This window comes from Pseudomonas sp. SGAir0191 (assembly GCF_002812565.2).
Classification (GTDB): Bacteria; Pseudomonadota; Gammaproteobacteria; order Pseudomonadales; family Pseudomonadaceae; genus Aquipseudomonas; species Aquipseudomonas parafulva_B.
In genome coordinates this window covers 4,592,267-4,616,356 of sequence record NZ_CP025035.2, presented here as the reverse complement: position 1 = coordinate 4,616,356, position 24,090 = coordinate 4,592,267, and the positions used below count along the sequence as shown (strand labels likewise).

At 63.1% G+C, this 24,090-nt stretch carries 21 protein-coding genes; 13 read left to right on the top strand and 8 right to left on the bottom strand.

Going from position 1 to position 24,090, the window contains the following annotated elements:
- Positions 1–23: 23 nt before the first annotated feature.
- From waaF to CWR53_RS20685, 7 genes are read left to right on the top strand one after another with little or no spacing between them, the layout of a single operon-like run.
- Positions 24–1,073 carry a lipopolysaccharide heptosyltransferase II gene (waaF, locus tag CWR53_RS20715; RefSeq protein WP_058602990.1) on the top strand — a complete coding sequence of 350 codons (1,050 nt, stop codon included), beginning with the start codon at positions 24–26 and terminating at the stop codon, positions 1,071–1,073.
- Positions 1,074–2,132: a lipopolysaccharide heptosyltransferase I gene (waaC, locus tag CWR53_RS20710; RefSeq protein ID WP_058639077.1), complete on the top strand. Its 1,059-nt coding sequence runs from the start codon at positions 1,074–1,076 to the stop codon at positions 2,130–2,132. It abuts the gene before it with no gap.
- The gene (locus CWR53_RS20705) at positions 2,132–3,256 is read left to right on the top strand and encodes a glycosyltransferase family 4 protein (RefSeq protein ID WP_058602992.1); all 1,125 of its coding nucleotides are present in this window, start codon (positions 2,132–2,134) and stop codon (positions 3,254–3,256) included. Before waaC ends, CWR53_RS20705 begins: the two co-directional genes overlap by 1 nt.
- Positions 3,253–4,059: a lipopolysaccharide core heptose(I) kinase RfaP gene (gene rfaP / locus CWR53_RS20700; protein WP_058602993.1), complete on the top strand. Its 807-nt coding sequence runs from the start codon at positions 3,253–3,255 to the stop codon at positions 4,057–4,059. Before CWR53_RS20705 ends, rfaP begins: the two co-directional genes overlap by 4 nt.
- Entirely contained in the window at positions 4,059–4,793 is a 735-nt protein-coding gene (locus CWR53_RS20695; RefSeq protein WP_058602994.1) for a lipopolysaccharide kinase InaA family protein, read from the top strand. The genes rfaP and CWR53_RS20695 overlap by 1 nt, the downstream gene beginning before the upstream one ends.
- The gene (locus CWR53_RS20690) at positions 4,790–5,542 is read left to right on the top strand and encodes a lipopolysaccharide kinase InaA family protein (RefSeq protein WP_100852377.1); all 753 of its coding nucleotides are present in this window, start codon (positions 4,790–4,792) and stop codon (positions 5,540–5,542) included. Before CWR53_RS20695 ends, CWR53_RS20690 begins: the two co-directional genes overlap by 4 nt.
- Positions 5,542–6,984 (top strand): lipopolysaccharide kinase InaA family protein, encoded by a 1,443-nt coding sequence (locus tag CWR53_RS20685; RefSeq protein ID WP_058602996.1) that lies wholly within the window; start codon positions 5,542–5,544, stop codon positions 6,982–6,984. The genes CWR53_RS20690 and CWR53_RS20685 overlap by 1 nt, the downstream gene beginning before the upstream one ends.
- Here the strand turns inward: CWR53_RS20685 and CWR53_RS20680 are convergent.
- The 3 genes from CWR53_RS20680 to CWR53_RS20670 form a co-directional block, all read right to left on the bottom strand.
- On the bottom strand, positions 6,957–9,755 hold the full coding sequence (locus CWR53_RS20680) for a dermonecrotic toxin domain-containing protein (RefSeq protein WP_100852376.1): 2,799 nt from the start codon (positions 9,753–9,755) through the stop codon (positions 6,957–6,959). The two genes, CWR53_RS20685 and CWR53_RS20680, sit on opposite strands and share 28 nt — an antisense overlap.
- A 115-nt stretch (positions 9,756–9,870) precedes the next feature.
- Positions 9,871–10,581: a PolC-type DNA polymerase III gene (locus CWR53_RS20675; protein WP_058602998.1), complete on the bottom strand. Its 711-nt coding sequence runs from the start codon at positions 10,579–10,581 to the stop codon at positions 9,871–9,873.
- Positions 10,578–12,515, bottom strand: coding sequence for a putative nucleotidyltransferase substrate binding domain-containing protein (locus tag CWR53_RS20670; protein WP_058602999.1), 1,938 nt, complete (start codon positions 12,513–12,515; stop codon positions 10,578–10,580). The genes CWR53_RS20675 and CWR53_RS20670 overlap by 4 nt, the downstream gene beginning before the upstream one ends.
- A 208-nt stretch (positions 12,516–12,723) precedes the next feature.
- On the opposite strand from CWR53_RS20670, the gene CWR53_RS20665 reads away from it, so the two are divergent.
- Positions 12,724–13,176: a response regulator gene (locus CWR53_RS20665; protein ID WP_058603000.1), complete on the top strand. Its 453-nt coding sequence runs from the start codon at positions 12,724–12,726 to the stop codon at positions 13,174–13,176.
- A 67-nt stretch (positions 13,177–13,243) separates the two neighbouring features.
- Here the strand turns inward: CWR53_RS20665 and CWR53_RS20660 are convergent, their stop codons facing one another.
- The gene (locus tag CWR53_RS20660; protein WP_100852375.1) at positions 13,244–15,421 is read right to left on the bottom strand and encodes a malate synthase G; all 2,178 of its coding nucleotides are present in this window, start codon (positions 15,419–15,421) and stop codon (positions 13,244–13,246) included.
- A gap of 445 nt (positions 15,422–15,866) precedes the next feature.
- On the opposite strand from CWR53_RS20660, the gene CWR53_RS20655 reads away from it, so the two are divergent.
- Positions 15,867–16,385, top strand: coding sequence for a glycine cleavage system protein R (locus tag CWR53_RS20655; protein WP_100852374.1), 519 nt, complete (start codon positions 15,867–15,869; stop codon positions 16,383–16,385).
- A gap of 246 nt (positions 16,386–16,631) precedes the next feature.
- On the opposite strand, the gene rarD is transcribed toward CWR53_RS20655, so the two are convergent.
- The 4 genes from rarD to CWR53_RS20635 form a co-directional block, all read right to left on the bottom strand.
- Positions 16,632–17,519: an EamA family transporter RarD gene (gene rarD / locus CWR53_RS20650; RefSeq protein ID WP_058603003.1), complete on the bottom strand. Its 888-nt coding sequence runs from the start codon at positions 17,517–17,519 to the stop codon at positions 16,632–16,634.
- A 62-nt stretch (positions 17,520–17,581) separates the two neighbouring features.
- Positions 17,582–18,556, bottom strand: coding sequence for a serine/threonine protein kinase (locus tag CWR53_RS20645; RefSeq protein WP_058603004.1), 975 nt, complete (start codon positions 18,554–18,556; stop codon positions 17,582–17,584).
- Between the two features lie 95 nt (positions 18,557–18,651).
- A complete protein-coding gene (locus tag CWR53_RS20640; RefSeq protein WP_100852691.1) occupies positions 18,652–19,416 on the bottom strand; it encodes a TOBE domain-containing protein in 765 nt (254 codons plus the stop codon).
- Between the two features lie 81 nt (positions 19,417–19,497).
- Positions 19,498–20,232, bottom strand: coding sequence for a ComF family protein (locus CWR53_RS20635; protein WP_100852373.1), 735 nt, complete (start codon positions 20,230–20,232; stop codon positions 19,498–19,500).
- 87 nt (positions 20,233–20,319) lie between these two features.
- On the opposite strand from CWR53_RS20635, the gene bioB reads away from it, so the two are divergent.
- The 4 genes from bioB to bioC are packed head-to-tail and all read left to right on the top strand — an operon-like array spanning position 20,320 to position 24,087.
- Positions 20,320–21,378 (top strand): biotin synthase BioB, encoded by a 1,059-nt coding sequence (bioB, locus tag CWR53_RS20630; RefSeq protein WP_058603006.1) that lies wholly within the window; start codon positions 20,320–20,322, stop codon positions 21,376–21,378.
- 1 nt (position 21,379) lies between these two features.
- Entirely contained in the window at positions 21,380–22,552 is a 1,173-nt protein-coding gene (gene bioF, locus CWR53_RS20625; RefSeq protein ID WP_100852372.1) for an 8-amino-7-oxononanoate synthase, read from the top strand.
- Positions 22,545–23,276 carry an alpha/beta fold hydrolase gene (locus tag CWR53_RS20620; protein WP_100852371.1) on the top strand — a complete coding sequence of 244 codons (732 nt, stop codon included), beginning with the start codon at positions 22,545–22,547 and terminating at the stop codon, positions 23,274–23,276. Before bioF ends, CWR53_RS20620 begins: the two co-directional genes overlap by 8 nt.
- Positions 23,269–24,087 (top strand): malonyl-ACP O-methyltransferase BioC, encoded by an 819-nt coding sequence (bioC, locus tag CWR53_RS20615; protein ID WP_100852370.1) that lies wholly within the window; start codon positions 23,269–23,271, stop codon positions 24,085–24,087. Before CWR53_RS20620 ends, bioC begins: the two co-directional genes overlap by 8 nt.
- Positions 24,088–24,090: the final 3 nt, after the last annotated feature.

Sequence of the window (24,090 nt, the reverse complement as noted above, 5' to 3'; positions counted from 1 at the left end):
CCCCGAGCGTTTCTGGACCTAGCATGAGAATACTGATCATTGGCCCCAGCTGGGTCGGCGACATGGTGATGGCGCAGACCTTGTTCCAGTGCCTGAAACAGCAGCACCCCGACTGCGTGATCGATGTGCTGGCCCCCGAATGGAGCCGGCCAATCCTTGAGCGCATGCCCGAGGTGCGCCAGGCCTTGAGCTTCCCGCTCGGCCACGGTGCGCTGGAGCTGGCCACACGGCGGCGCATCGGCAAGTCGCTCAGCGGTCAGTACGACCAGGCCATCTTGTTGCCCAATTCGCTGAAATCGGCGCTGGTACCGTTCTTTGCCGGTATCCCCAAACGCACCGGCTGGCGTGGCGAAATGCGTTTCGGTTTGCTCAACGATGTCCGCAAGCTGGACAAAGCGCGTTACCCGTTGATGATCGAGCGCTTCATGGCCCTGGCCTATGCCCCCGGTGCCGAGCTGCCAAAGCCCTACCCCCAGCCCAGCTTGCAGATCGAGCCACACAGCCGTGAAGCGGCTCTGACCAAGTTCGGCCTGGAGCTGGACCGTCCGGTGCTGGCGCTATGCCCAGGCGCTGAGTTCGGCGAAGCCAAGCGCTGGCCGGCCGAGCACTATGCCGCCGTGGCCGATGCCATGATCCGCCAGGGGTGGCAGGTCTGGCTGTTCGGTTCGAAAAGCGATCACCCAGTGGGTGAGCAGATCCGCGAACGGCTGATCCCTGGGCTACGCGAAGAGTCCGTGAACCTGGCCGGTGAAACCTCCCTGGCCGAGGCGATCGACCTGATGTCCTGCGCAGACGCCGTGGTCTCCAATGATTCCGGCTTGATGCACGTGGCGGCGGCGCTCAATCGCCCGCTGGTCGCCGTGTACGGCTCCACATCGCCTGGTTTCACACCGCCGCTGGCCAGCCAGGTCGAGGTGGTGCGCCTGGGCATCGAATGCAGCCCGTGTTTCGATCGCACCTGCCGCTTCGGTCACTACAACTGCCTGCGTCTGCTCGAACCCGGTCAGGTCATCGCCGCGCTGACCCGCCTGGGCGGTGCGAACATCATCGACGTGCTGACCGAGGTCGACTAAGTGCGGGTACTGATCATCAAGACGTCCTCGCTGGGTGATGTGATCCACACGCTGCCAGCGCTCACCGATGCAGCCCATGCCATCCCCGGCATCCGCTTCGACTGGGTCGTCGAGGAAGGTTTCGCCGAGATACCCAGCTGGCATCCGGCGGTCGATCAGGTCATTCCGGTGGCCATCCGTCGCTGGCGCAAGCACCTCTGGCAGACCGTCCGCAGCGGCGAGTGGAAGGCCTTCAAGCAGCGCCTGCGCGAGCGCCAGTACGACCTGGTGATCGATGCCCAGGGCCTGGTCAAGTCAGCATGGCTGACCCGCTACGTGAAGGCACCGGTTGCAGGCCTGGACAGGTATTCGGCCCGTGAAGGCTGGGCCAGCCGCTTCTACGACCGACGCCTGTCGGTTGCGGTCGGCCAGCATGCCGTCGAGCGCGTGCGCCAGCTGTTCGCCATGGCGCTGGCCTATGACTTGCCCGAGGGCATCGGCCGTTACGGCCTGGACCTTGAGCGCCTGCAGTTGCCGCCGGCAGCGCCCTATGTGGTCTTCCTGCACGGTACCACCTGGGCCACCAAGCACTGGCCCGAGGCCTACTGGCGCGAGTTGGCCGAGCGCATGGGCCGGCGCAGGCTGGAAGTGCGCCTGCCCTGGGGCAACCCGGCCGAGAAGGCCAGGGCCGAGCGCATCGCCCAGGGCTTGAACAATTGCCAAGTGCTGCCCAAATTGAATCTGGCTGGCGTCGCACGGGTGCTGGCCGCTGCAAAGGCCTGCGTCGCCGTCGATACCGGCCTGGGCCACTTGGCGGCAGCCCTCGATGTACCGACGCTTTCGCTGTTCGGCCCGACCAACCCGGGCCTGACCGGCGCCTATGGACGGACCCAGATCCACCAGGCCAGTGACTGGCCGTGCGCACCCTGCTTGCAGAAGAAGTGCACCTACAAACCGAGCGCCGAAGACCTGCGCCGGTACGATCTGAACCGCGAGTGGCCATTGTGCTTCACTCGCCTGAATCCCGAGCATGTAGCGAGCCGCCTGAGCGCGCTGCTGCTGGCTGAGGATGTCCGTTGATGCAACTGGCTTTCGTACTTTACAAATACTTCCCCTTTGGCGGCCTGCAGCGCGATTTCATGCGCATAGCCCTGGAATGCCAGCAGCGCGGCCACCAGATCCGGGTCTACACGTTGATCTGGGAGGGCGACATTCCGCCAGGTTTCGAAGTGCTGGTGGCGCCGGTCAAGGCGATCTTCAATCACCGGCGCAATGAGAAACTCACCGCCTGGATGCAGGCCGACCTGGCCAAGCGTCCGGTGGACCGGCTCATCGGTTTCAACAAGATGCCTGGGCTGGATGTGTACTACGCCGCCGACGGCTGCTTCGAGGACAAGGCGCAGAACCTGCGCAGCGACCTGTACCGGCGCTGGGGCCGCTACCGGCATTTCGCCGAATACGAGCGGGCGGTGTTCGCCAAGGAGGCCGGTACCGAGATCCTGATGATCTCCGAGGTGCAGCAGCCGCTGTTCATCAAGCACTACGGCACGCCGGTCGAGCGTTTTCACCTGCTGCCGCCGGGCATCTCCCAGGATCGTCGGGCACCGCCCAACGCCGCTGAAATCCGTGCCGACCTGCGCAGGGAGTTCGATCTGGCCGAGGATGCGTTGCTGATCGTGCAGATCGGTTCAGGGTTCAAGACCAAGGGCGTGGACCGCAGCCTCAAGGCGTTGGCGGCATTGCCCACGGCCTTGCGCAAGCGCACCCGATTGCTGGTGATCGGTCAGGATGACCCCAAGGTCTTCCAGTTGCAGAGCGCGACGCTGGGCCTGGGCGACCAGGTGCAGTTTCTCAAGGGGCGCAGCGATATCCCGCGCTTCCTGCTGGGCGCCGACCTGCTGATCCACCCGGCCTACAACGAGAACACCGGTACCGTGCTGCTCGAAGCCCTGGTCGCGGGCTTGCCGGTGCTGGTGTCGCGCGTGTGCGGCTATGCCCACTACATCGCCGAGGCCGACTGCGGTCTGGTGCTGGACGAGCCGTTCGAGCAGGAGCAGCTTAACCGCTACCTGCAGCGTATGCTCGATGACCCCGCGGCGCGGGCCGACTGGTCGCGTAACGGCCTGGCGTATGCCGATACGGCCGACCTTTACAGCATGCCGCAGCATGCCGCCGATGTGATCCTAGGGCAGGAGGGGGCATGAAGTTGATCGTGGCAGAGCCCTTCAAGCGGCTTTGGGCGGGGCGCGATGCCTTCGAGGCGGTAGAAGCGCTGCAAGGCGAAGTCTATCGGGAACTTGAAGGGCGCCGTACCCTGCGTACGGAGGTCGCCGGCGAAGGCTTCTTCGTGAAGATCCATCGTGGCATCGGCTGGGGCGAGATCTTCAAGAACCTGCTCACGGCCAAGTTGCCGGTACTGGGCGCCGGCCAGGAGTGGCAAGCCATCGAGCGCCTGCATCAGGTCGGCGTGCCAACCATGACGGCCGTGGCCTTCGGTGAGCGGGGCGGCAACCCGGCCACCCAGCACTCCTTCATCATCACCGAGGAACTGGCGCCGACCGTCAGCCTGGAAGACTTCAGCATCGACTGGCTCCGGCAGCCGCCTGCGCCACGCCTCAAGCGTGCCCTGATCGCGCGCGTGGCCGAGATGACCGGTGGCATGCACCGTGCCGGCGTCAACCACCGGGACTGCTACATCTGTCACTTCCTGCTGCACACCGACCGGCCCGTGACGGCCGATGATTTCAAGCTGTCGGTGATCGACCTGCACCGCGCCCAGACACGCCCCGCCATTAGCCGCCGCTGGCGCAACAAGGACCTGGCCGCCCTGTACTTCTCAGCCCTGGACATTGGCCTGACCCAACGCGACAAGCTACGTTTTCTGCGCAGCTACTTCCAGCGCCCGCTGCGTCAGGTCATGAAGGACGAAGCTGCACTGCTCGCCTGGCTTGAGCGCAAGGCGCAGAAACTCTACGACCGTAAACAACGCTATGGGGATGCACTCTGATGGCCAGTTGGACACTGGCGCCAGGTTACGAGCACCTGGCGAAGGATTTTGGCAGCCTCGAGGCGGTATTCGCCGTTCAGGGCGAACGCCTGACCCGTGATCCGCTCAGCGAAGTGGTGCGTGTCGAGCGTGAAGGCGTCAACTATTACGTCAAGCGCTACACCGGCGCTGGCAAGCACATGCGCCGCTACCTGGGCCGCCCACGTATCAAGGCCGAATGGCAGAACCTCAAGCAGTTCGCCAAGTGGGGCATTCCCACGGCCGAGGTGGTCGCCTGGGGGCTCGAACGCAATGGCCTGGCGTTCGGCCGTGGCGCGATGATTACCCGCGAGCTGCCCAACACCGAGGACCTCTCGGCGCTGGCCGAGCGCAACGATGCCCGCCTGGCCGATCGCGCCTGGGTGGACCACATCAGCCGCCAGCTGGCACGCCATACCCGGGTCATGCACGAGCACCGCTTCGCCCATAACGATCTGAAGTGGCGCAACCTGCTGGTCGATGACCAAGGGACGCTGTTCTTCATCGACTGCCCCACAGGTGATTTCTGGCGTGGGTTCATGTGGCGCCATCGCCTGATCAAGGATCTGGCCTGCCTGGACAAGGTCGCCAAGTACCACCTTTCGGCAACCCAGCGCCTGCGCTTTTACTTGCAGTACCGAGGCCGCGACCGGCTGAACGCCCGTGACAAGAAGCGCATTCGTCAGGTGCTGGGCTTTTTCGAGGGAAGGGAATGACCGACTATATGGCCAGTGCAGACCGTGCCTTGCTCCAGCGCCATGGCCTGGACGACTTCGAGGCGCTGTGGGCACTCGAACTCGACGCGGTGGACGAGCCCAATACCGGCCGCGGCGGTTGGAGCAGCGTTTACCGCCTGGAACTCGAGGGCAAGGGCTATTACCTCAAGCGCCAGAGCGACTACCTTACCCGCAGCCTGCACAAGCCCTTTGGCGAGCCGACCTTCGCTCGCGAATTTCGCAATATCGTTCGCTACCAGAAGCTGCACATCCCTGCGTTGGAAGCCGTGTTCTACGGCGAGCGCAAGCAAGGTGGCCAGCATCGAGCCCTGTTGATGACCCGCGCGCTGGACGGCTGGCACGACCTCGACAGCCAGTTGCTGCAATGGCCCGAACTCGATGCATCGGTACGCAATGGCATGCTCCAGGCCTGCGGCCAGTTGGCGCGCACACTGCACGGTGCTGGGCAGGTGCATGGTTGCTTCTATCCCAAGCACATCTTCCTGCGTAAGCGCAGAGAAGGCTGGGAAGCGCAGTTGATCGACCTGGAGAAAACCCGTCCCTTGCTCTTTGGCATGCGCGACCGCCTCAAGGACCTCGAGCCCTTGCTGCGCCGGGCGCCGGTATGGAGTGACGGCGAGATACGCACATTGCTGGCAGCCTACCTCGCACAACCCATCGACAGCACGCTGGTCGAAACCTGGGTCAACCGCCTGGTACAACGCCGTCATCATAAGGAGGCTCGCTGATGCAGCTTTCCGAGCTGAAGGGAACAGGTCGCAGCCCATCGCTGCCGCTTGCCGTCAACCTCGCCGATGCCGCCGGTAGCGCTGAGCTGCAATTGCTCAGCCTGCTGCGCGTGCTGCCGGGCCAGCGTTACGTGGGGGCCGGGGTATGGCGTGGCAGGCCGGTACTGGCCAAGTTGCTGGTGGGCAGCAATGCCGCGCGTCACTTCCAGCGTGAGCTGCAAGGGGTAAAGCTGCTCGCGGCGCAGGGGCTGACCACGCCGGTACTGCTCGCCGATGGCCTGGTGGAGGGCGAGGGCGGCTGGCTGTTGTTCGAATACCTCGATGGCGCCCAAAGCCTGGCCGATGCCTGGTCCGCGGTCGAGCACCTGCCTGTGCTTGCCGACGAGCAGCAGCAGGTACTGGGCGAGGCCCTGGCGGCTGTGGCGCAGATGCACCGCCGGGGGCTGTGGCAGGAAGACCTGCACTTGGACAACCTGCTGCGTCATGCAGGCAAGCTGTACCTGATCGATGGGGCCGGTATCAAGGCTGAAACGCCAGGCCAGCAGCTTTCGCGCCCTCGCGTACTGGAAAACCTGGGTGTGTTCTTCGCGCAGCTACCCAAGCGGCTGGAGCCGTTCACTGAAGAACTGCTGGTGCATTACCTGTTGGCCAATGCTGAGCACGCATTGCCCATGGAGGCCTTGCAGAAGCAAATAGACAAAGTCCGCGCCTGGCGCCAACGCGACTTCCTGGACAAGGCCGGCCGCGATTGTAGCCTGTTCAGTGTCGAGCGCAGCCTGACCGCCCTGCGGGCGGTGGTCCGTAGCGAGGCCCAGGCCCTGTTGCCAGTGCTTGAACAGGCGGATGCGCTGATCGATCGTGGGCACCTGTACAAGACTGGCGGCGCGGCCAGCGTGGCACGGGTCGAGGTGGATGGCCGCAAACGGGTCATCAAACGCTACAACATCAAGAACACCGCCCACTGGCTCAAGCGCTTCTGGCGACCGAGCAGGGCCTGGCACTCATGGATCGAAGGGCATCGCCTGTCGTTTCTCGACATCGCTACCCCGCGCCCACTGGCGGTGCTGGAGCAGCGAGTGCTGGGATTGCGCACGCGTGCCTACCTGGTCACCGACTACATTGACGGCCCCGACCTTATCGAGTGCTTTGCCCCCTTCGTCGAGCAGGGCGATGCGCCGGCCGAACAGGTGGAGGCCTTGGTGCAGCTCATGCAACAGCTGATCCGCGAGCGCATCAGCCACGGTGACTTCAAGGGCCACAACCTGTTTTGGGATCAGGGCCGGTGGTCGCTGATCGACCTGGACGCCATGTGTCAGCACGGCAGCCAGGGCAGCTTCGCGCCCGCCTTCGCTCGGGACCGGGCACGATTGCTGCGCAATTGGCCGGCTGAAAGTGCCTTGCACAAACGGCTCGATCAGGTGCTGCCTACGTTAACGGCATAAGCGGCAGGCAGCGCCAGCCAGTCGCTGCTTCGCCCCGGTTGGCGCACGCGTATACGCCACTGGCCGTCGCGCCAGCGCAGGATTGCCCAGGCGGTGGTGGTCGCGGCAGGCTGCCCGGGTATCAGCAGATGGTAGTGATCGGCTAGCAGGTGGGCACGCACGGGCAAGGCATGGCCACTGGCGAGCAAGTAGGGTTGGCCATCGCTCTCGTACAGTTCACTCGCCCCTTCCAGTGGTACCCCATCCGGGGTCGCGGGAAGCTGACAGTGTTCCAGCAATGCGGTGAGGTCTGGCAGGCCGTCGTGCCACAGGACGGGTGAGTCGACGATCCACTCGCCTTCAGCGTTCCGTCTGACCGCCACCTTGCTGTAGGCATCGGGTTGCCTGGGGTCTATGGCACGCCAGCGATAACCGTCGAATGCTACCTGGTAGTAGCGGCCTTGCTTGTCCTGAATGTAGTAGAGGGCCAGCCCTGCACGTTCGGATGGCTTTTCATACACGCCTTCGCTATGGATACCATCGATTCGGTAACGCAACTTGGCGGTGTCCGGGCGTACCTGAAAGGTGGGCGGTAGCATCAATGGCGGAGTAGGAGGCATGGCGCGAATGGCGCGCCTGATCACTGTCGTGCCGCCGATGCTGTTGATGCCATCGTTCATATGGGTAAAAGCCTCCACCATATGCTTGAGCACGCCTACCCGATCCTCCTTTTCCAGTGCTTCAAGGCTGTCCAGTACGCTCAGCCCAGCGCGGGCGAATGCCAGCGGCGTCAGGGCACGGACCGGAATCACGAAGCTGATCAAATCGAGCATGATCCACAACGCATGCAGGCTGGCCTCGCCCAGCAGCTCACGTTTGGTGTTGGTGCTGGCATCGACCGCCGACATTAATGCGCGGACCTCTGCCAGATAACAGGCGTGCAGAAAATTGCCGGAGATGACCGGACGACTCAGCCGTGGAGCGAGCCCGCCTTTGCTCAGCAGGCGCTCGACGGTTTTGCGCCGGGCCAGGGGCATGCGGTCCATCACGTAAGTGCGTAGATCCGAGCTGGCGCGAAGCGATCGGAAAAGCGCACGCGCATTGGCGTATTCGCGCCAAGGCCTGCGATCCGGTGCATCTGGCGCATACACCAGAAAGCGCTGCATTTGCGGTGTTTCAGGCGTAACCAGCAGTACCCCCTGTACGGTGTGCCCGGCAATCAACAACTGCCGCACACTCAGGCGGTTCTCTTGCACCAAGGGGCGCCAGTCGCTGTCGGGGTAGTTGAGAACGGCCCTGCTCCAGCGATAGCCCAGTTCGAGCGGGTCGGGTATGAAGTGGCCGGCATAGCGGGCCTTGGCGGCTTCAGCCCGCATGCGAGCACAGTTGATGCGCGCATGCGCATCCCGTCGCCACTGGCCTTGTGCCAAGTCGATCAGGTGGCTGCGCAGGAAACGTGAATAGCTGTCGCCGACATTGAGTTCACGGACCATCTGGCGAGCCTGCGCAGGGGACAAGCCTTGAACGTTCGTCTCGTCCTTGTGGTGGACTCGAGCGGTCAGCCAATAGTCCAGGTCTAGCAAGCCCACATTCACCAACGCCAATTGATCCAGGCTGTAGGTTTGCCTGACCAGCTCCACGGTATCCCCTGTCTGCGGCCGGCTAGCGATAGGTATATAGCTGCTGGGCTGACCTGGAGGCATCACCGGGCCGGTCTGACGGGCAATGGTGACACTGATGAAGATCTGCTCCGGTGCCAGATCGAGTTGGTGGTCCAATCTCAGGCGCTCGCTGAGGCGGGCACGGGTCCACTGCAGCAGGCTGTTACGTTCGGTGAATTGTTCAAGCGTAGGAATGCCCGGCGCTGCGGCCTGATCAATGGCTACGATCAGCTCTTGCATCGTCTGCATGATATGCGTGAGCCCTTGGGTAGAGGTCTTCTTGAGCCAGGCAGGAGCGTGCTTTTCAAGCAGCAGGCCATAACGCGTCGGCAGCGCTGCCTTGCTGGTCACCCAAGGCAGCAGGTCTGCGGCCTTGGCCAGGCGCTCGGCAAAACCCGGTTGATCCATGGGTTGGCTACTCCATGCCTCGTTCAATCGCCCATGCTGGGCATCAATCAAAGCCTGGATCTGGACTTCCACAAGATCGTCGGGCAGCCAGTCGTAACGCAGTCGCTGTGCGTTATGGGCGCGGTCGGCATCACCCGGCGCCAGCAGCGTGAGCATCGGCTGACTTTGCAGGGGATCATCCAGCCGCTCGCACAGTTCCAGGTGCAGGCTCTGAACATCGGCGAACGCTTCGATGCCGTGGGAGAGGCTGCATAACAAGGCTGGGCCGCTGCCCGCATCGCCCGTCATCATCTGCCCCTCGACACCGCCTTGTACAAGCAGTACGGCGCCTGGCAAGTAGGCCCTCCAGTTGGGTCGTGAGCAGTCGAGCAGCAGGCGATAGAGCTGTGGACGCTTGGATGCCTCGATGCCTTGGCGAGCCCAGGACATGGGGTGGTCAAGGCACGTCTGTAACAGCGATGCCGCCAGAGGCTCCAATGTCGCGTCAGCGATGCGCAGGTCCATTTCGGCCTGAAGCTGTTGTCGCCGAAGCGCAATGAGCCGAGTACGGCGGTTGTTGCCTGCTGCGTCCGGCAGGTTCCAGTAGTCTGCAAGCGCGCCGAAGAACTGTTGCCGGCCCGTCAACGGTGGAAGCTGCAGGTCGGGTGAAGGCAGGTGGGACAACAGGGCAGTGATTGCAGCGTCGAATGACTCGAAATGTTGCAAGGGTGAGACGGATGGCATGATGCGAACTCCTTTAGAGAGATCGCGAGCCTGGGCGATATGGCAGGGGCGTGCGTGCTAGCCCGCTACTGCCATTACGCAGTAAGGCGCGGCTGCCAGGTCACGCCACCGTTGCCTATAGGCCGTGTCGCTGGGCCATCCGACGTCGCCAGTTGTGCAGGCATTGCTCAAGTTGCGCCGGGCTCTGGATGTGCTGGCGGCGCGCCTGGCTCAGCAGAATCAACGCCAGCTCGGCGGTCACCTGTGCGTCGGCGCTGGCGTGATGACGCGCCTGTACCTGCAGCCCGAAACGCGCCACCCAGTCATCGAGCCCGGCCTCTCGCAACACCGTGTCGGGATTGAGCATGGGTGCCATCTCAGCCACATCGAGAAAGGGTATTTGCAGACGATAACCCAGGCTCTGTTTGAGGGCCCGTGCAAGCATGCGTTCGTCGAATGGCGCGTGGAACGCCAGTACCGGGCTGGTGCCAATGAACTCGAGCAGGTCAAGCAGTGCGTGCCCTGGGTCGCAGCCCGCTGCCAAGGCGCTTGGTCCCAGGCCGTGTATCAGGACGCTGGGGTTGGTTTTCTGCTCAGGTCGGTACAGGGTTCGTTCGAACTGCTGCGAGAAGTCCAGCGCCCCGTCCTCGATAGCCACTGCGCCTATGGACAGCACTTGATCGCGGTTGGTGTTCAGGCCGCTGGTTTCCAGGTCAAGCACCACCCAGCGCTGCTCGCGCAGGGTGCAGGTGCCAAGCGCAGTGGGTGCAGGCAAGGCCGCCAGGCGTTCACGCTGCGAAAGCGCAAGCTGCGGAGCATGGGGACGCAGCCATGCGAACAAGCTCACAGCTGGTACCGCATGGCCAGGCTGCTTTGCAACCGCTGAGCCTGGCGCAGGGACTCGCGCAAGATGCGCCGGTCCAGGTGATTGAGGCTATCTGGGTCCAGGCGGTTGGAGTAGGCCAGGTGCTCGCGTGCCTGACGTTGATGTTGCTGCATGCGGGTCTGTTGGATGAAATGGTACGCCTCTTCGTATGCGGCGCCGTCCAGTGGGTCGATCACGCCCTTGCCCACCAGTTGGCGAATGCGCTCCAGGGTATTGCAGGCGCCGATCCCGTGAGCCAGCGCCAGCACACGTGCGGCGTCGACGAAGGGCGTCAGGCCCTGAACCTTGAGGTCCAGCGTGCCAGCCTTGTCAGTGCCCTGGCGGGTCAGCACGAAGTCGCGCAGACGGCCCACAGGCGGGCGTTGGCGCAGGGCATTGTCAGCCAGCATGCGTTGGAAGATACGGTTGTCGGCTATCTGCTTCAGCAATGTGCTGCGCAGCGCCTCGCAGGTGTGCTCATCGCCCCAGACCACCCGCAGGTCGAAGTAAATGCTCGAGCCCAGGAGGTTTTCCGGGCTTGCGTCACGCACGAAGCCGGCAAAGCGCCGTGACCACTCGCTGTGCGACAGGCACAGCGCAGGGTTGCCGGCCATGACATTGCCCTTGCACAGCGTAAAACCGCACTGCGCCAGGCATTGGTTGATGTACTGCGCCAACGGTAGCAACCGCGCCCGAATGGCCTGGGCTTCGGTGTCATCGGCCGCGTCGAAGAGGATGCCGTTGTCCTGGTCGGTGTGCAGGGTCTGCTCGCGCCGCCCCTCACTGCCAAAACAGAGCCAACTGAATGGCACCCCCGGATCGCCACGCTCTGCCAGCGCCAGTTCGATGACTCGGCACACCGTGTGGTCGTTGAGCAAGGTGATGATTTGAGTGATCTGCGTAGAGGAAGCACCGTGTGCGAGCATGCGCTCGACCAACTGGCTGATTTCGCCTCGCAGGGAAATGAGGGTGTCCAGGCGCGGTGCATGACGAATGGTGCGCGCCAAGTGGACAAGGTCTACCCGCTGCAGGGAAAACAGATCGCGCTCGGACACCACCCCACATAATCGCCGGTTCTCCACCAGGCAGACGTGCGCGATGTGCCGCTCGGTCATTGCCATGGCGGCATCGAAGGCACTTGCCTGGGGGCTCAGGTAGAACGGTGCGGCGGTCATGTGCCGCGCCACGGGTGCACCCAGGTCGGCATCGGCTGCGGCCACCACCTGGCGCAGGTCGCGCAAGGTGAAAATGCCCGTGGGCTGGCGCTGCCCATCGACGATCACGATCGAGCCAACCTGCTGCTCATGCATCAGCCTTACGGCTTCGCGCAGCGGAGTCTCAGGGGCGCAGGCCACGGGATGACGCATGGCCAGTTCGCCCAGCGGTGTATTCAGGGAGTACTGGGTGCCTAGGGTCTGCACCGCCTGCTGACGGACTTGTTGGTTGACTTGGTCCAGCAGGCTGCTGACCCCTCGCAAGGCGAAATCGCGGAACACCTCGGAGAGGGAAAAGACGCGGATGAATGCCGCTTTGTTCAGTTGCAGGCAGAAGGTGTCGTCACCGGCCAGGTGCTCCGTACGCGTGGCTCGCTCGCCGAGCAGGGCCGCCAATGGAAAACACTCGCCATGGGTAATCTCGAACGTGGTCTCAACCCCCGGTTTGACCAGGTGCTGCCGTTCTCCGACGACGCGGCCCTGCTTGACGATGTAGAAATGCTCAACCGGCCCGTCGCTTGGCTTGATGATGCTTTCGCCGCTGGCGTAGAAGCGCAGCTGGCACTGCTCGACCAGATAGGCCAGATGGCTCTGCTCCATCTGATTGAAGGGGGCAAAGCGTTGGAGGAATTGCAGGGTGCCCTGAATGTTCTGCAGCACCGCAGTTCTACCCGCTTGCTGGTAGGCGTCTTTTTTGCTCATCGACCTGACCGTATCGCTACGCCGAACTATATATATCTATCTATAGGGCCGGCTTTGTTGTTTTCGGCGTTCATGGTCGGCCTGCAGGGGCTTGGTGCCCATTGGACGTAAGTCTAGGGCGCGACCACGTCAATAATCCGACGAAAGGTAAATCGGGTGTCGGAAAATCCGCGGTCTTACCTGTAGAGCGAATGGATACGAGACGACCATGTCTGAGCACACCGACATTTTGAGCGACGCAGAGCGCGCGGCACTGGCTGCTGTGAGCGCGCCACCGCCTGCCCGGCCGGTGGTGCTCGTGGTCGACGACAATCCGGTCAACAGCGAAGCCTTGATGTTGTACCTCAAAAGCAAGGGTATCGACGGCATGACGGCCGATGGCGCCCAGGAGGCGCTGTTCAAGCTCCATTACGAACCTCGGATCGCGCTGATGATCACCGATCTGCGGATGCAGCCCGAGGATGGGCTGTCCCTTATCCACAAGGTGCGCGAGATGCCGGAGGCGGACCGGGCCGCGCTTTCGATCATCGTGGTATCAGGCGATACCGATGTGAAAGAGGCCGTTGATGTCATGCACCTGGGGGTTGTGGACTTTCTGTTGAAGCCCGTGGACCTCACGAAGCTGCTCGAACTGGTGAAGCGCGAACTGAAGATGGCCTGACGCGCAAGCGGGGCCCTGAGGCCCCGCCGATCAACGCTGCAAGCAGCTCACTTTACCCACCGGTCATTCAAAGTCCGTTGCGTGCCTTGAACTCACGGCGACGGCGATGCAGCACAGGCTCGGTATAGCCGTTGGGTTGCTTGGCGCCTTCGAGTACCAGCTCGACTGCCGCCTGGAAGGCAACGTTGTCGTCGAAGTTGCCCGCCATCGGGCGATACAGCGGGTCGCTGGCGTTCTGCTTGTCGACCACCGCCGCCATGCGCTTGAGGCTTTCGAGCACCTGCTCCTGGCTAACTACGCCATGGCGCAGCCAGTTGGCCAGCAACTGGGCAGAAATGCGCAAGGTGGCACGGTCCTCCATCAGCCCCACGTTGTTGATGTCGGGCACCTTGGAGCAACCCACGCCCTGGTCGATCCAGCGAACCACATAGCCCAGGATGCCCTGGGCATTGTTGTCCAGCTCGTTGCGGATTTCCTCGTCCGACCAGTTGGGGTTGGTCGCCAGCGGAATGGCCAGGATGTCATCGACCGAAGCCGGTGTGCGCGAAGCCAGCTCGCGCTGGCGCGCCTGCACGTCCACCTTGTGGTAATGCAGGGCGTGCAGGGTGGCGGCCGTTGGCGAAGGCACCCACGCGGTATTGGCACCGGCCAGCGGGTGAGCGATCTTCTGCTCCAGCATGGCGGCCATCAGATCGGGCATGGCCCACATGCCCTTGCCGATCTGCGCACGCCCTTGCAGGCCGGTGGCAAGGCCGACATCGACGTTGTTGTTTTCATAGGCGCCGATCCACTTCTCGTTTTTCATGGCGCCTTTGCGCACGACCGGGCCTGCTTCCATGGAGGTATGGATTTCGTCGCCAGTGCGGTCGAGGAAGCCCGTATTGATGAACACCACGCGCTCGGCAGCGGCCTTGATGCAGGATTTGAGGTTGACCGTTGTGCGGCGCTCCTCGTCCATGATGCCGACTTTGACGGTATTGCGCTTCATGCCCAGCAGGTCTTCGACCCGGCTGAATATCTCGGCGGCGAACGCCACTTCTTCCGGGCCATGCATCTTCGGCTTGACGATGTACACACTGCCGGTACGGGTGTTGCGACGGCTGGTGGTGCCGTTGAGGTTGTGCAGCGCCATGAGGTTGGTGAACAGACCGTCCTGGATACCTTCCGGGACTTCGTTGCCTTGGGCGTCGAGGATGGCCGGGTTGGTCATCAGGTGACCCACGTTGCGCACGAACAGCAGCGAGCGACCATGCAGGGTGACGCTGCCCCCGTTGGGCGCTGCGTACTCGCGATCAGGGTTCATGGTGCGGGTGAACGTCTTGCCGCCTTTGCTGACGCTTTCGGCCAGGTCACCTTTCATCAGCCCTAGCCAATTGCGATACACGATCACCTTGTCGTCGGCGTCGACGGCCGCCACGGAGTCTTCGCAGTCCATGATGGTGGTCAGTGCCGATTCCATCAGGATGTCCTTGACGCCTGCGGCATCGGTGCTGCCCACCGGGGTACTGGCATCGATCTGGATTTCGAAGTGCAGGCCGTTGTGCTTGAGCAACACAGCGGTCGGGGCGTTGCCGTCGCCGTGGAACCCAACCAGTTGGGCATCGTCGCGCAGGCCGGTGTTGCTACCGCCTTTGAGGGTGACGACCAATTGGCCGGCCTCGATGCGATAAGCCGTGGAATCGACGTGCGAACCTGCCGCCAGCGGTGCCGCTTCATCGAGGAAGGCACGGGCAAAAGCGATCACTTTGTCGCCACGTACCTTGTTGTAGCCTTGCCCCTTTTCGGCACCGCCTTCGTCGCTGATCGCGTCGGTGCCGTAGAGCGCGTCGTACAGCGAGCCCCAGCGGGCATTGGCGGCGTTCAAGGCAAAGCGTGCGTTCATGACCGGTACCACCAACTGCGGACCGGCCATGTGGGCGATTTCCTCGTCCACATTTTGCGTGGTGGCCTGGAAATCGTCGGCTTGTGGCAGCAGGTAACCGATTTCCTGAAGGAAAGCCTTGTAGGCCGGGGCGTCGTGGGCCTGGCCTTTGCGGGCCTGGTGCCAGGCGTCGATCTGGGCTTGCAGCTCGTCGCGCTTGGCGAGGAGGGCTTTGTTCTTTGGAGCGAGGTCGTTGATGATCTTTTCAGCACCTGCCCAGAACTGCTCGGCGACGATGCCGGTTCCGGGGATGGCTTCGTTGTTCACGAAGTCGTACAGGACCTTGGCGACCTGAAGGCCACCGACTTGAACGTATCCAGTCATTGCTTGCCTCACTCTGCTCAGCTATTTCGCTCTTTTGTATTGAGCCTGTAGCGCTTCTCCTCGCACGGCACCAGTGCATGCCTCCGGTAGGAGCCCGGACGCGGCTGGGTGCGGTTTACCTGCCTGACGGCAAGCAGCGTGCATTCTTCACAGGCGCCTCGACAGACCTTCAAACGACGTTGTGTAGTCCGTGCCCACGGATACTACATGAAGCAGCCGGCTGGGCACTATCAGACTAAAAGCGGCGTCAGGCGACCTGTTGGTCGCACAGGATCATGCAAGGAAGCGCCATGTTCGCAAAAAAACGAGTGATTGTTCCAGATAAATCTAAAAACAGTACACGATTTATAAGGCAGATTGCCCTGCGGCAGGTTGACGCGCCGTGCCTATACTGTGGCGACACCCCGGCCCCTGCAGGGCCTGAACCCCACTCGAGGAACATCCCGTGGAACATCTTGTGCTTACCGTGATCGCCCCGGACAAGGCTGGCCAAGTCGAGCGGATCGCCCAGTGCATCGCTGATTTCGAGGGCAATTGGCTGGAAAGCAGCATGTCGCGCATGGCTGGGCAATTTGCCGGCATCCTGCGGGTAGCAGTGCCGGCGGATCGGTATGACGCGTTGGTAGACGCGCTTGGGGCTTTGTCCGCACACGGCATTCGCGTGCAATTGGCAGAAAGTGGCGGCGAGCCTACCCATGCATCCAAACCCTTTGGCATGGACCTGGTTGGTAACGACCGGCCAGGGATCGTGCGCGATATCACCCGTGTGCTGGCCGAGCTGAACGTGAACGTCGAACGGATCGCCACGGAGGTACGTCCGGCACCGATGAGCAACGAACCGCTGTTCCATGCCGAGGCCCTTCTGGCATTGCCCGCGTCCCTTCCTCTGGAGCAACTGCAGCAACGTTTGGAGGCCCTGGCCGATGACTTGATGGTGGAGTTGCGACTACGCGCGGATGACTGAATGCCGATCGCGCTTGCAGTAAAGCTTGCAGGGGTTATCCCTGTTTAAAGGGGACGGCCTTGTGGATAAGCTGGGGCTATCGCGCCCGAGCGCCCGGCCTGCAAGGGCTGCGGAGATTTGATCGAAAATTGATCAATGCAGAGGGGGGTTGTTCACAAACGACGGGGAAGAGGGTGTGGATAAGCTCTGGAGATGTCTCTGCAGCCCTTGGAAATCAAGGTATACAGAGACATGATCGTTTTTTGATCAGCGGCTTTTACGCAAACTCCGCCACGCATCGACGCTGTACAGCGCCAGCCCCGCCCAGATGAACATGAATGCCGTGAGCGTGCTTGGGGACAGATGCTCGTCGAACAGCCATATGGCCTGGAGCAAGACCAGCGTTGGTGCCAGGTACTGCAGAAAGCCCAGCGTGGTGTAAGGCAGGTGCCGTGCGGCAGCGTTGAAACATACCAGCGGCACCAGCGTCACGGGACCTGCAGCCATCAGCCACAAGGCCTCGCTTGTGGTGTAGAACCCGCCCTGCGCGCTCATGGCGGCAGGGTGCAGCAGTAGCCACCCAAGCGCCAGCGGTACCAGCATCCAGGTCTCGACCACCAGCCCAGGCAGGGCAGCCACGGGGGCTTGTTTGCGAATCAGCCCGTAAAACCCGAAGGTCAGCGCCAGTGCCAAGGATACCCAGGGCAAGCTGCCCACTTGCCAGACCTGTTGCATCACGCCGAGCGCGGCCAGGCCGACCGCCAGCCACTGCAGGCGGCGCAGTCGCTCCCCGAGAATGAGCATGCCGAGCAGGACGTTGATCAGCGGGTTGATGTAGTAGCCAAGGCTGGCCTCGAGCATGCGTCCGTTATTTACCGACCAGACATACGTCAGCCAATTGGCTGCGATCAATGTGCCGCTCAACGCCAGGATGGCCAGGCGCCGCGGGTTGTCGCGCAGGTCACGCCACCAGCCGGGGTGCTTCCAGAAGGCGAGCAGTACCGAGCCGAACAGTGCTGACCACAGCACACGGTGGACGATGATCTCCACGGCGGGCACGCTCTGGATGGCTTTGAAGTACAGGGGGAACAGGCCCCAGATGATGTAGGCGCTCAGGCCCAGGAGATACCCGCGACGCGGGTTTGCAGCGTGCATGCAGAGTCCTTGCTTAAGATGCTGATTAACGGCAGTTATTGTAGACAGAGCCGACGGTCGATCTAGAACAACTTGAGTGGGGCCTCATCAAGGGCGGCCATTTGCTCACGCAGCGCCAGAATCTGATCGCCCCAGTACCGCGGCTGACCAAACCAGGGGAAGCTGGGTGGGAATGCCGGGTCATCCCAGCGACGCGCCAGCCAGGCACTGTAGTGCAGTTGACGCAGGGCACGCAGCGGCTCGATCAACGCCAGCTCGCGCGGGTCGAAGTCGTGAAATTCGTTGTAGCCCTCAACCAGTTCGGCCAGCTGGCCCTGACGCTCATCCCGATTGCCCGCCAGCAGCATCCACAGGTCCTGCACCGCAGGGCCCATGCGGCAGTCGTCCAGGTCAACCACATGGTAGATCTCGTCGCGGTGCATCAGGTTGCCCGGGTGCAGGTCACCGTGCAGGCGGATGGTCTGGTGCGGGGTGCGGGCATAGGCGGCTTCCACGCGTGCCAGCACATCGCGCGCAACCGATTCGAATGCGGGCAGCAATTCTCGAGGAACGAAATCGCCCTTGAGCAGTGTGTCCAGCGAGGCATGCCCGAAGTTATCCACAGCCAGCGCCTCCCGATGTTCGAACGGTCTGCTGGCAGCCACGGCGTGCAGACGACCGATCAACTGGCCAAGGCGGTACAGCTGATCGAGGTTGCCGGGTTCCGGGGCATGGCCACCACGTCGCGGAAACAGCGTAAAGCGAAAGCCACCGTGTTCGAACAGCGTGTTGCCTTGATGCTGCAGGGGCGCTACCACCGGCACTTCGCAGGCGGCCAGTTCGGCCGTGAAGCGGTGCTCCTCGACGATGGCTGCATCGCTCCAGCGCCCGGGCCGGTAGAACTTGGCGATCAAGGGCTGCTCGCCCTCGATACCCACCTGGTAAACGCGGTTTTCATAGCTGTTGAGCGCCAATACCCGCGCATCGCTGAGAAACCCCAGGGATTCCACGGCGTCGAGCACCAAGTCGGGGGTAAGTGTGGCGAACGGGTGGGACATGATGACTCCGGCGGTAGGCAGCGTGGTCCTCATGTTACCGCGTTGGCCAGCCAGGCGCCGCAGGGGACTCGGCCATTTGCCAGGGCCGCGACAGGTCAGGCCGGGATGCCAATCACCACATCAGCGGCAGAGAACTGCACACGCAGGGCGCTACCCACTGTCACCTGGTGCTCTGCCAGCCAGGCCGGTTCGGCGAAGGCGCACAGGATCTGACCATTGCCAAGCGCAAGGCGCACTTCGTGGGGGCCGTCGGTGCCCGTGAGAAGCGCGTCCACGGTCACCTGCAGGCAGTTGTGCTGTTGATCCGCCTGGTCGCTGTGGCCCAGCAGGCGCACCCAGCCTGCCTTGAGCAAGGCCACCACCGTCGTGCCCAGGGTCAGCCCCAGGCGCTCGGTGCTGTCATGGGTGATCAAGGCTTGGATCTGTAACCCCCCGCTCAGTGCGAGGCCGACCCGGTCATGCCATCCCACGCGATGCAGGGCGCTGACCTGCCCTTGCAGCTGGTTTCGGGCGCTGGTGCGCAGCATCAGGCGACCGAGCAGGTCAAGGTCGCTCACATCATCGGTGGCTTCGAGCAACTGAGCCTGCAGGGCTTGCAGACGCTGATACAGCCGCAGCACCCGTTCGCCTTCGGTAGACAGGCGTGCCCCCCCGCCACCGCGACCACCCGTGCTGCGCTCCACCAGGGGGCTGCTGGCCAGGTTGTTGAGTTCATCGATGGCATCCCAGGCAGCCTTGTAGCTCATGCCGGCAGCCTTGGCGGCGCGCGTGATGGAACCCTGCTCGGCAATATGCTGCAAGAGGGCCACGCGCTGTGGGCGGCGGGTAATGTGGTGGGTCAGTGGGGCAGGTAAGGGCATGGGCATCCGACCGGTTCGGTGATGGGCCAGTGTACGGGGTGGGCGTAGCGTACCACTGCGTCGCCATCACTGGTCTGCAGGCTATGCATGGCCGGGCTTGGGTGTACGTGCCAGGCAATAGACGTCCACACGTGCGGCACCTGCCTTGCGCAGGACCTGTGCAATAGCCTGCGCCGTCGCACCGGTGGTCAGTACATCGTCGACGAGCGCGACATGTTGGCCGTACAGGCCATCGCACACGGCGAACGCCTGGCGCAGGTTGCGCCATCGAGCCTTGGCGCTCAAATGCTGTTGGGCCGTGGTGTGGCGGGTGCGTACCAGCAGATGTTCGACGCAGGGCACTGCCAATTGCCTGGACCACCAACGCGCCAGCATCGCGGCCTGGTTGAACCCCCGTTCACGCAGCCGGCGCCGTGCCATGGGTACGGGAACCAGCACGTCGGGGCGGGGCAGATCTTCGGCGTAGTGATGGCTCAATGCATTACCGGCAATCTCAGCCATCAGGCGTCCCAGCGGCCACTGGCGGTTGTGCTTGAACCGACTGATCAGGGTGTCCACCGGAAAGGTGAAATGCCAGGGTGCAAGCACCCGTTCGAATGCTGGCGGCCTGCGGTTGCACTGCCCGCACTCCATGCCTGCCATGGCCAGAGGCAGGGCGCAGCGTATGCAGTGGTCATCATCCAGCCAGGGCAATTGTTGTTCACATGGCTCGCACAGTGCGTAAGGTTGCAACGCAGGTGCACTGCATAAACCACACGTCTGGTTAATTAGTGACCATTTGTAAACCAGTCTTTTAAGCTTAAGTTGACAGTTCATGGGCCTTCCCTGACTATTTCGGCTATCCGTGAAGCGCGGGCGTTCTGCTTGCCCGGCGCCTGCTAGAGCCTAAACAAGGAAACGCCGATGAGCGCCAGCACAACTGCAACAACACGTCACGACTGGTCCCTGGCCGAGGTCAAGGCGCTGTTCCAACAGCCGTTCAACGACCTGATCTTCAACGCACAGGCCGTACACCGTGCGCATTTCGATGCCAACCGGGTGCAAGTCTCCACGTTGCTGTCGATCAAGACCGGTGCCTGCCCCGAAGACTGCAAGTACTGCCCGCAGTCCGGCCACTACAACACCGGCCTGGAAAAGCAGAAGCTGATGGAGGTGCAGAAGGTGCTCGAGGAGGCCGCGCGCGCCAAGGCGATTGGTTCTACGCGCTTTTGCATGGGCGCTGCGTGGAAGCACCCTTCGGCCAAGGACATGCCCTATGTGCTGGAGATGGTCAAAGGTGTCAAAGCCATGGGCCTGGAAACCTGCATGACCCTCGGCAAGCTCGACCAGGAGCAAACCCAGGCGCTGGCCCAGGCGGGCCTGGACTATTACAACCACAACCTCGATACCTCCCCCGAGTTCTACGGCAGCATCATCACCACTCGCACCTACGCCGAGCGCTTGCAGACCCTGGCCTATGTGCGCGATGCCGGCATGAAAATCTGCTCTGGCGGCATCCTCGGCATGGGCGAGACACTCGATGACCGCGCAGGCCTGCTGATCCAACTGGCCAACCTGCCCGAGCATCCGGAGTCCGTGCCGATCAACATGTTGGTCAAGGTGGCCGGTACGCCGCTGGCCGATGAGGCCGACGTCGATCCGTTCGACTTCATCCGCATGCTGGCGGTGGCCCGTATCCTCATGCCCAAGTCGCACGTGCGCCTTTCGGCAGGCCGTGAGCAGATGAACGAACAAATGCAGGCCTTGGCCTTCCTGGCCGGTGCCAACTCGATCTTCTACGGTGAAAAGTTGCTGACAACGGCCAACCCCCAGGCCGACAAGGACATGCAGCTGTTCGCACGCCTGGGGATCCAGCCTGAAGCCCGTGAAGAGCACGCCGACGAAGTGCACCAGGCTGCGATCGAGCAGGCGCTGGTCGAGCAGCGCAACGACGCGTTGTTCTACGACGCAGCGTCGGCCTGACATGGCCTTCGACCTGGCCGCGCGGCTGGCCGAACGGCGTGCGGCGGACCTTTATCGACAGCGCCCCTTGCTGGAAGGCCCACAAGGGCCAAGGGTGGTGGTCGATGGCCAGCCGCTGCTGGCCTTCTGCAGCAACGATTACCTGGGCCTGGCGAATCACCCCGACGTGGTCGCGGCCTGGCAGGCGGGTGCCGATCGCTGGGGTGTGGGTGGGGGGGCTTCGCACCTGGTCATAGGCCATACCACGGCACACCACCAACTCGAGGAAGCATTGGCCGAACTGACCGGGCGGCCGCGAGCGCTGCTGTTCTCCACCGGCTACATGGCCAACCTGGGGGTGATCACCGCTTTGGTGGGCAAGGGCGATACGGTGTTGCAGGACCGCCTGAACCATGCCTCGCTGCTCGACGGCGGCCTGCTCAGCGGCGCGCGCTTCAGCCGTTACCTGCACAATGATGTTGGCAGCCTGAGTGACCGTCTGGCCAAGGCTACAGGCAATGCGCTGGTCGTGACCGATGGCGTGTTCAGCATGGACGGTGATGTAGCCGATTTGCCGGCGCTGGCCCAGGCGGCGCGTGCGCGCGACGCCTGGCTGATGGTGGACGATGCCCACGGCCTGGGCACCCTGGGTGCGGGCGGCGGTGGGGTCGTCGAGCACTATGGCCTTGGCGTGGAGGATGTCCCGGTACTGGTCGGTACGCTGGGCAAGGCGTGCGGTACGGCGGGTGCGTTCGTGGCAGGCAGTGAAACGTTGATCGAGGCGCTGATCCAGTTCGCCCGGCCCTACATCTACACCACCAGCCAGCCGCCCGCTTTGGCCTGCGCCACCCTCAAGAGCCTTGAGCTGGTGCGGACACAGGACTGGCGGCGCGAGCACCTGGCGGCACTGATACAACAATTTCGCGAGGGCGCAGAACAACTGGGCTTGCGCCTGATGGAGAGCCAGACGCCGATCCAGCCGATTGTCATCGGTGACAGCGCCCAAGCGCTTCGCCTGTCGCGTCTACTGCGCGAGCGAGGCCTATTGGTGACCGCTATCCGGCCACCTACGGTGGCGGTCGGTAGTGCGCGATTGCGCGTTACCTTGAGCGCCGCCCACACGGCAGCCCAGGTGCAGCTATTGTTGAATGCATTGGCAGAGTGTTATCCACAGCTGGAGCGCGCCGATGCGTAACCGACTCGTACTGCTACCAGGCTGGGGCCTGGGAACCGCTTCCCTTGAGCCGCTTGCAGCCAGCCTGCGCGCCCAGGATCCTGGGCTTCAGGTGACGCTGATGCCCTTGCCGGAGCTGGATCACTGTGATGTGCAGGGGTGGGTCGAACACCTGGATCGCAAGGTGCCCCACGATGTGTGGCTTGGGGGGTGGTCTTTGGGCGGCATGCTGGCCAGTGCCCTGGCCGACAAGCGCGGCGACCACTGCTGCGGCTTGCTCACCCTGGCCAGCAACCCCAGTTTCGTGGCCCGTGCCGATTGGCCTCATGGGATGGCCGAAGACACCTTCGGAACGTTTCTGGATGGTTGTCGCAGCCATCCTTCGGTCACGCTCAAGCGCTTTCGCACCCTGTGCAGTGATGGGGCGATGCAACCGCGCACGTTGCTTCGGCAGCTGGGCGTAGGCGTTCCAGACACTGACCCGCTGTACCTGGCCACGGCGCTGCAGGTACTGGCCCAGCTGGATACCCGCGCAGCCCTCGAGGCATTCGCCGGCCCGCAGCTTCACCTTTTTGCCGGCGCAGATGCCTTGGTGCCAGCCGAAGCTGCGCAGGGGTTGAGCGAGCTGTTGCCCGACGTGGAAGTCGGCCTTGTGGAAGACAGTTCCCACGCGTTTGTGCTCGAGTATCCACAAGAACTGGCCAGCGGTATCAAAAGTTTTCTGCATGAGAGTGGCGATGACTGACCTATCCCAGCCAGGTTTGCCTGGCGCCTTGCCCGATAAACGCCAGGTGGCCGCGTCGTTTTCGCGTGCGGCCGCTAGCTATGACAGCGTGGCAGCCCTGCAGCGTGCGGTCGGCATGAACCTGTTGACGATGCTGCCATCTGACCTCGAACCGTCTCGCTGGCTGGACCTGGGCAGTGGCACGGGCCATTTCAGCCGGGCGCTTGCCGAGCGTTACGGGCCTGCAAGCGGCATCGCCGTGGACATCGCCGAAGGCATGCTGCGCCATGCTCGCGGTCGAGCCGATGGCGCCCAGTGCTACATCGTCGGCGATGCCGAGCGCCTGCCGCTGGGCGAGGGTTGCGTCGATCTCGTCTTTTCCAGCCTGGCCGTGCAGTGGTGCAGCCATTTCGCCCAAGTGCTGGATGAAGCGTTGCGTATCTTGCGACCGGGCGGTGTCCTGGCCTTCAGCAGCCTGTGCGTGGGTACGCTCGATGAATTGCGCGGCAGTTGGCAGACCGTGGATGGCCAAGTGCATGTCAACCGCTTCAGGCGCTTCGACGAATACCAACATTCATGTGCAGCCAGCACGCTCGAGACGCTGACCCTGCAACAGTTGCCGCATGTATTGCATTATGCGGACGTGCGCACATTGACCCATGAGCTCAAGGCGCTGGGGGCACACAACCTCAACCCGGGTCGTCCCGCCGGGCTCACCGGGCGCGCCCGCGTACAGGGTATGCTTCAGGCATACGAAGCCTATCGCCAGCCACAAGGGCTGCCTGCCACTTATCAAGTGGTCTACGGCGTGCTGCGCAAACCTGTGGCATAGGAG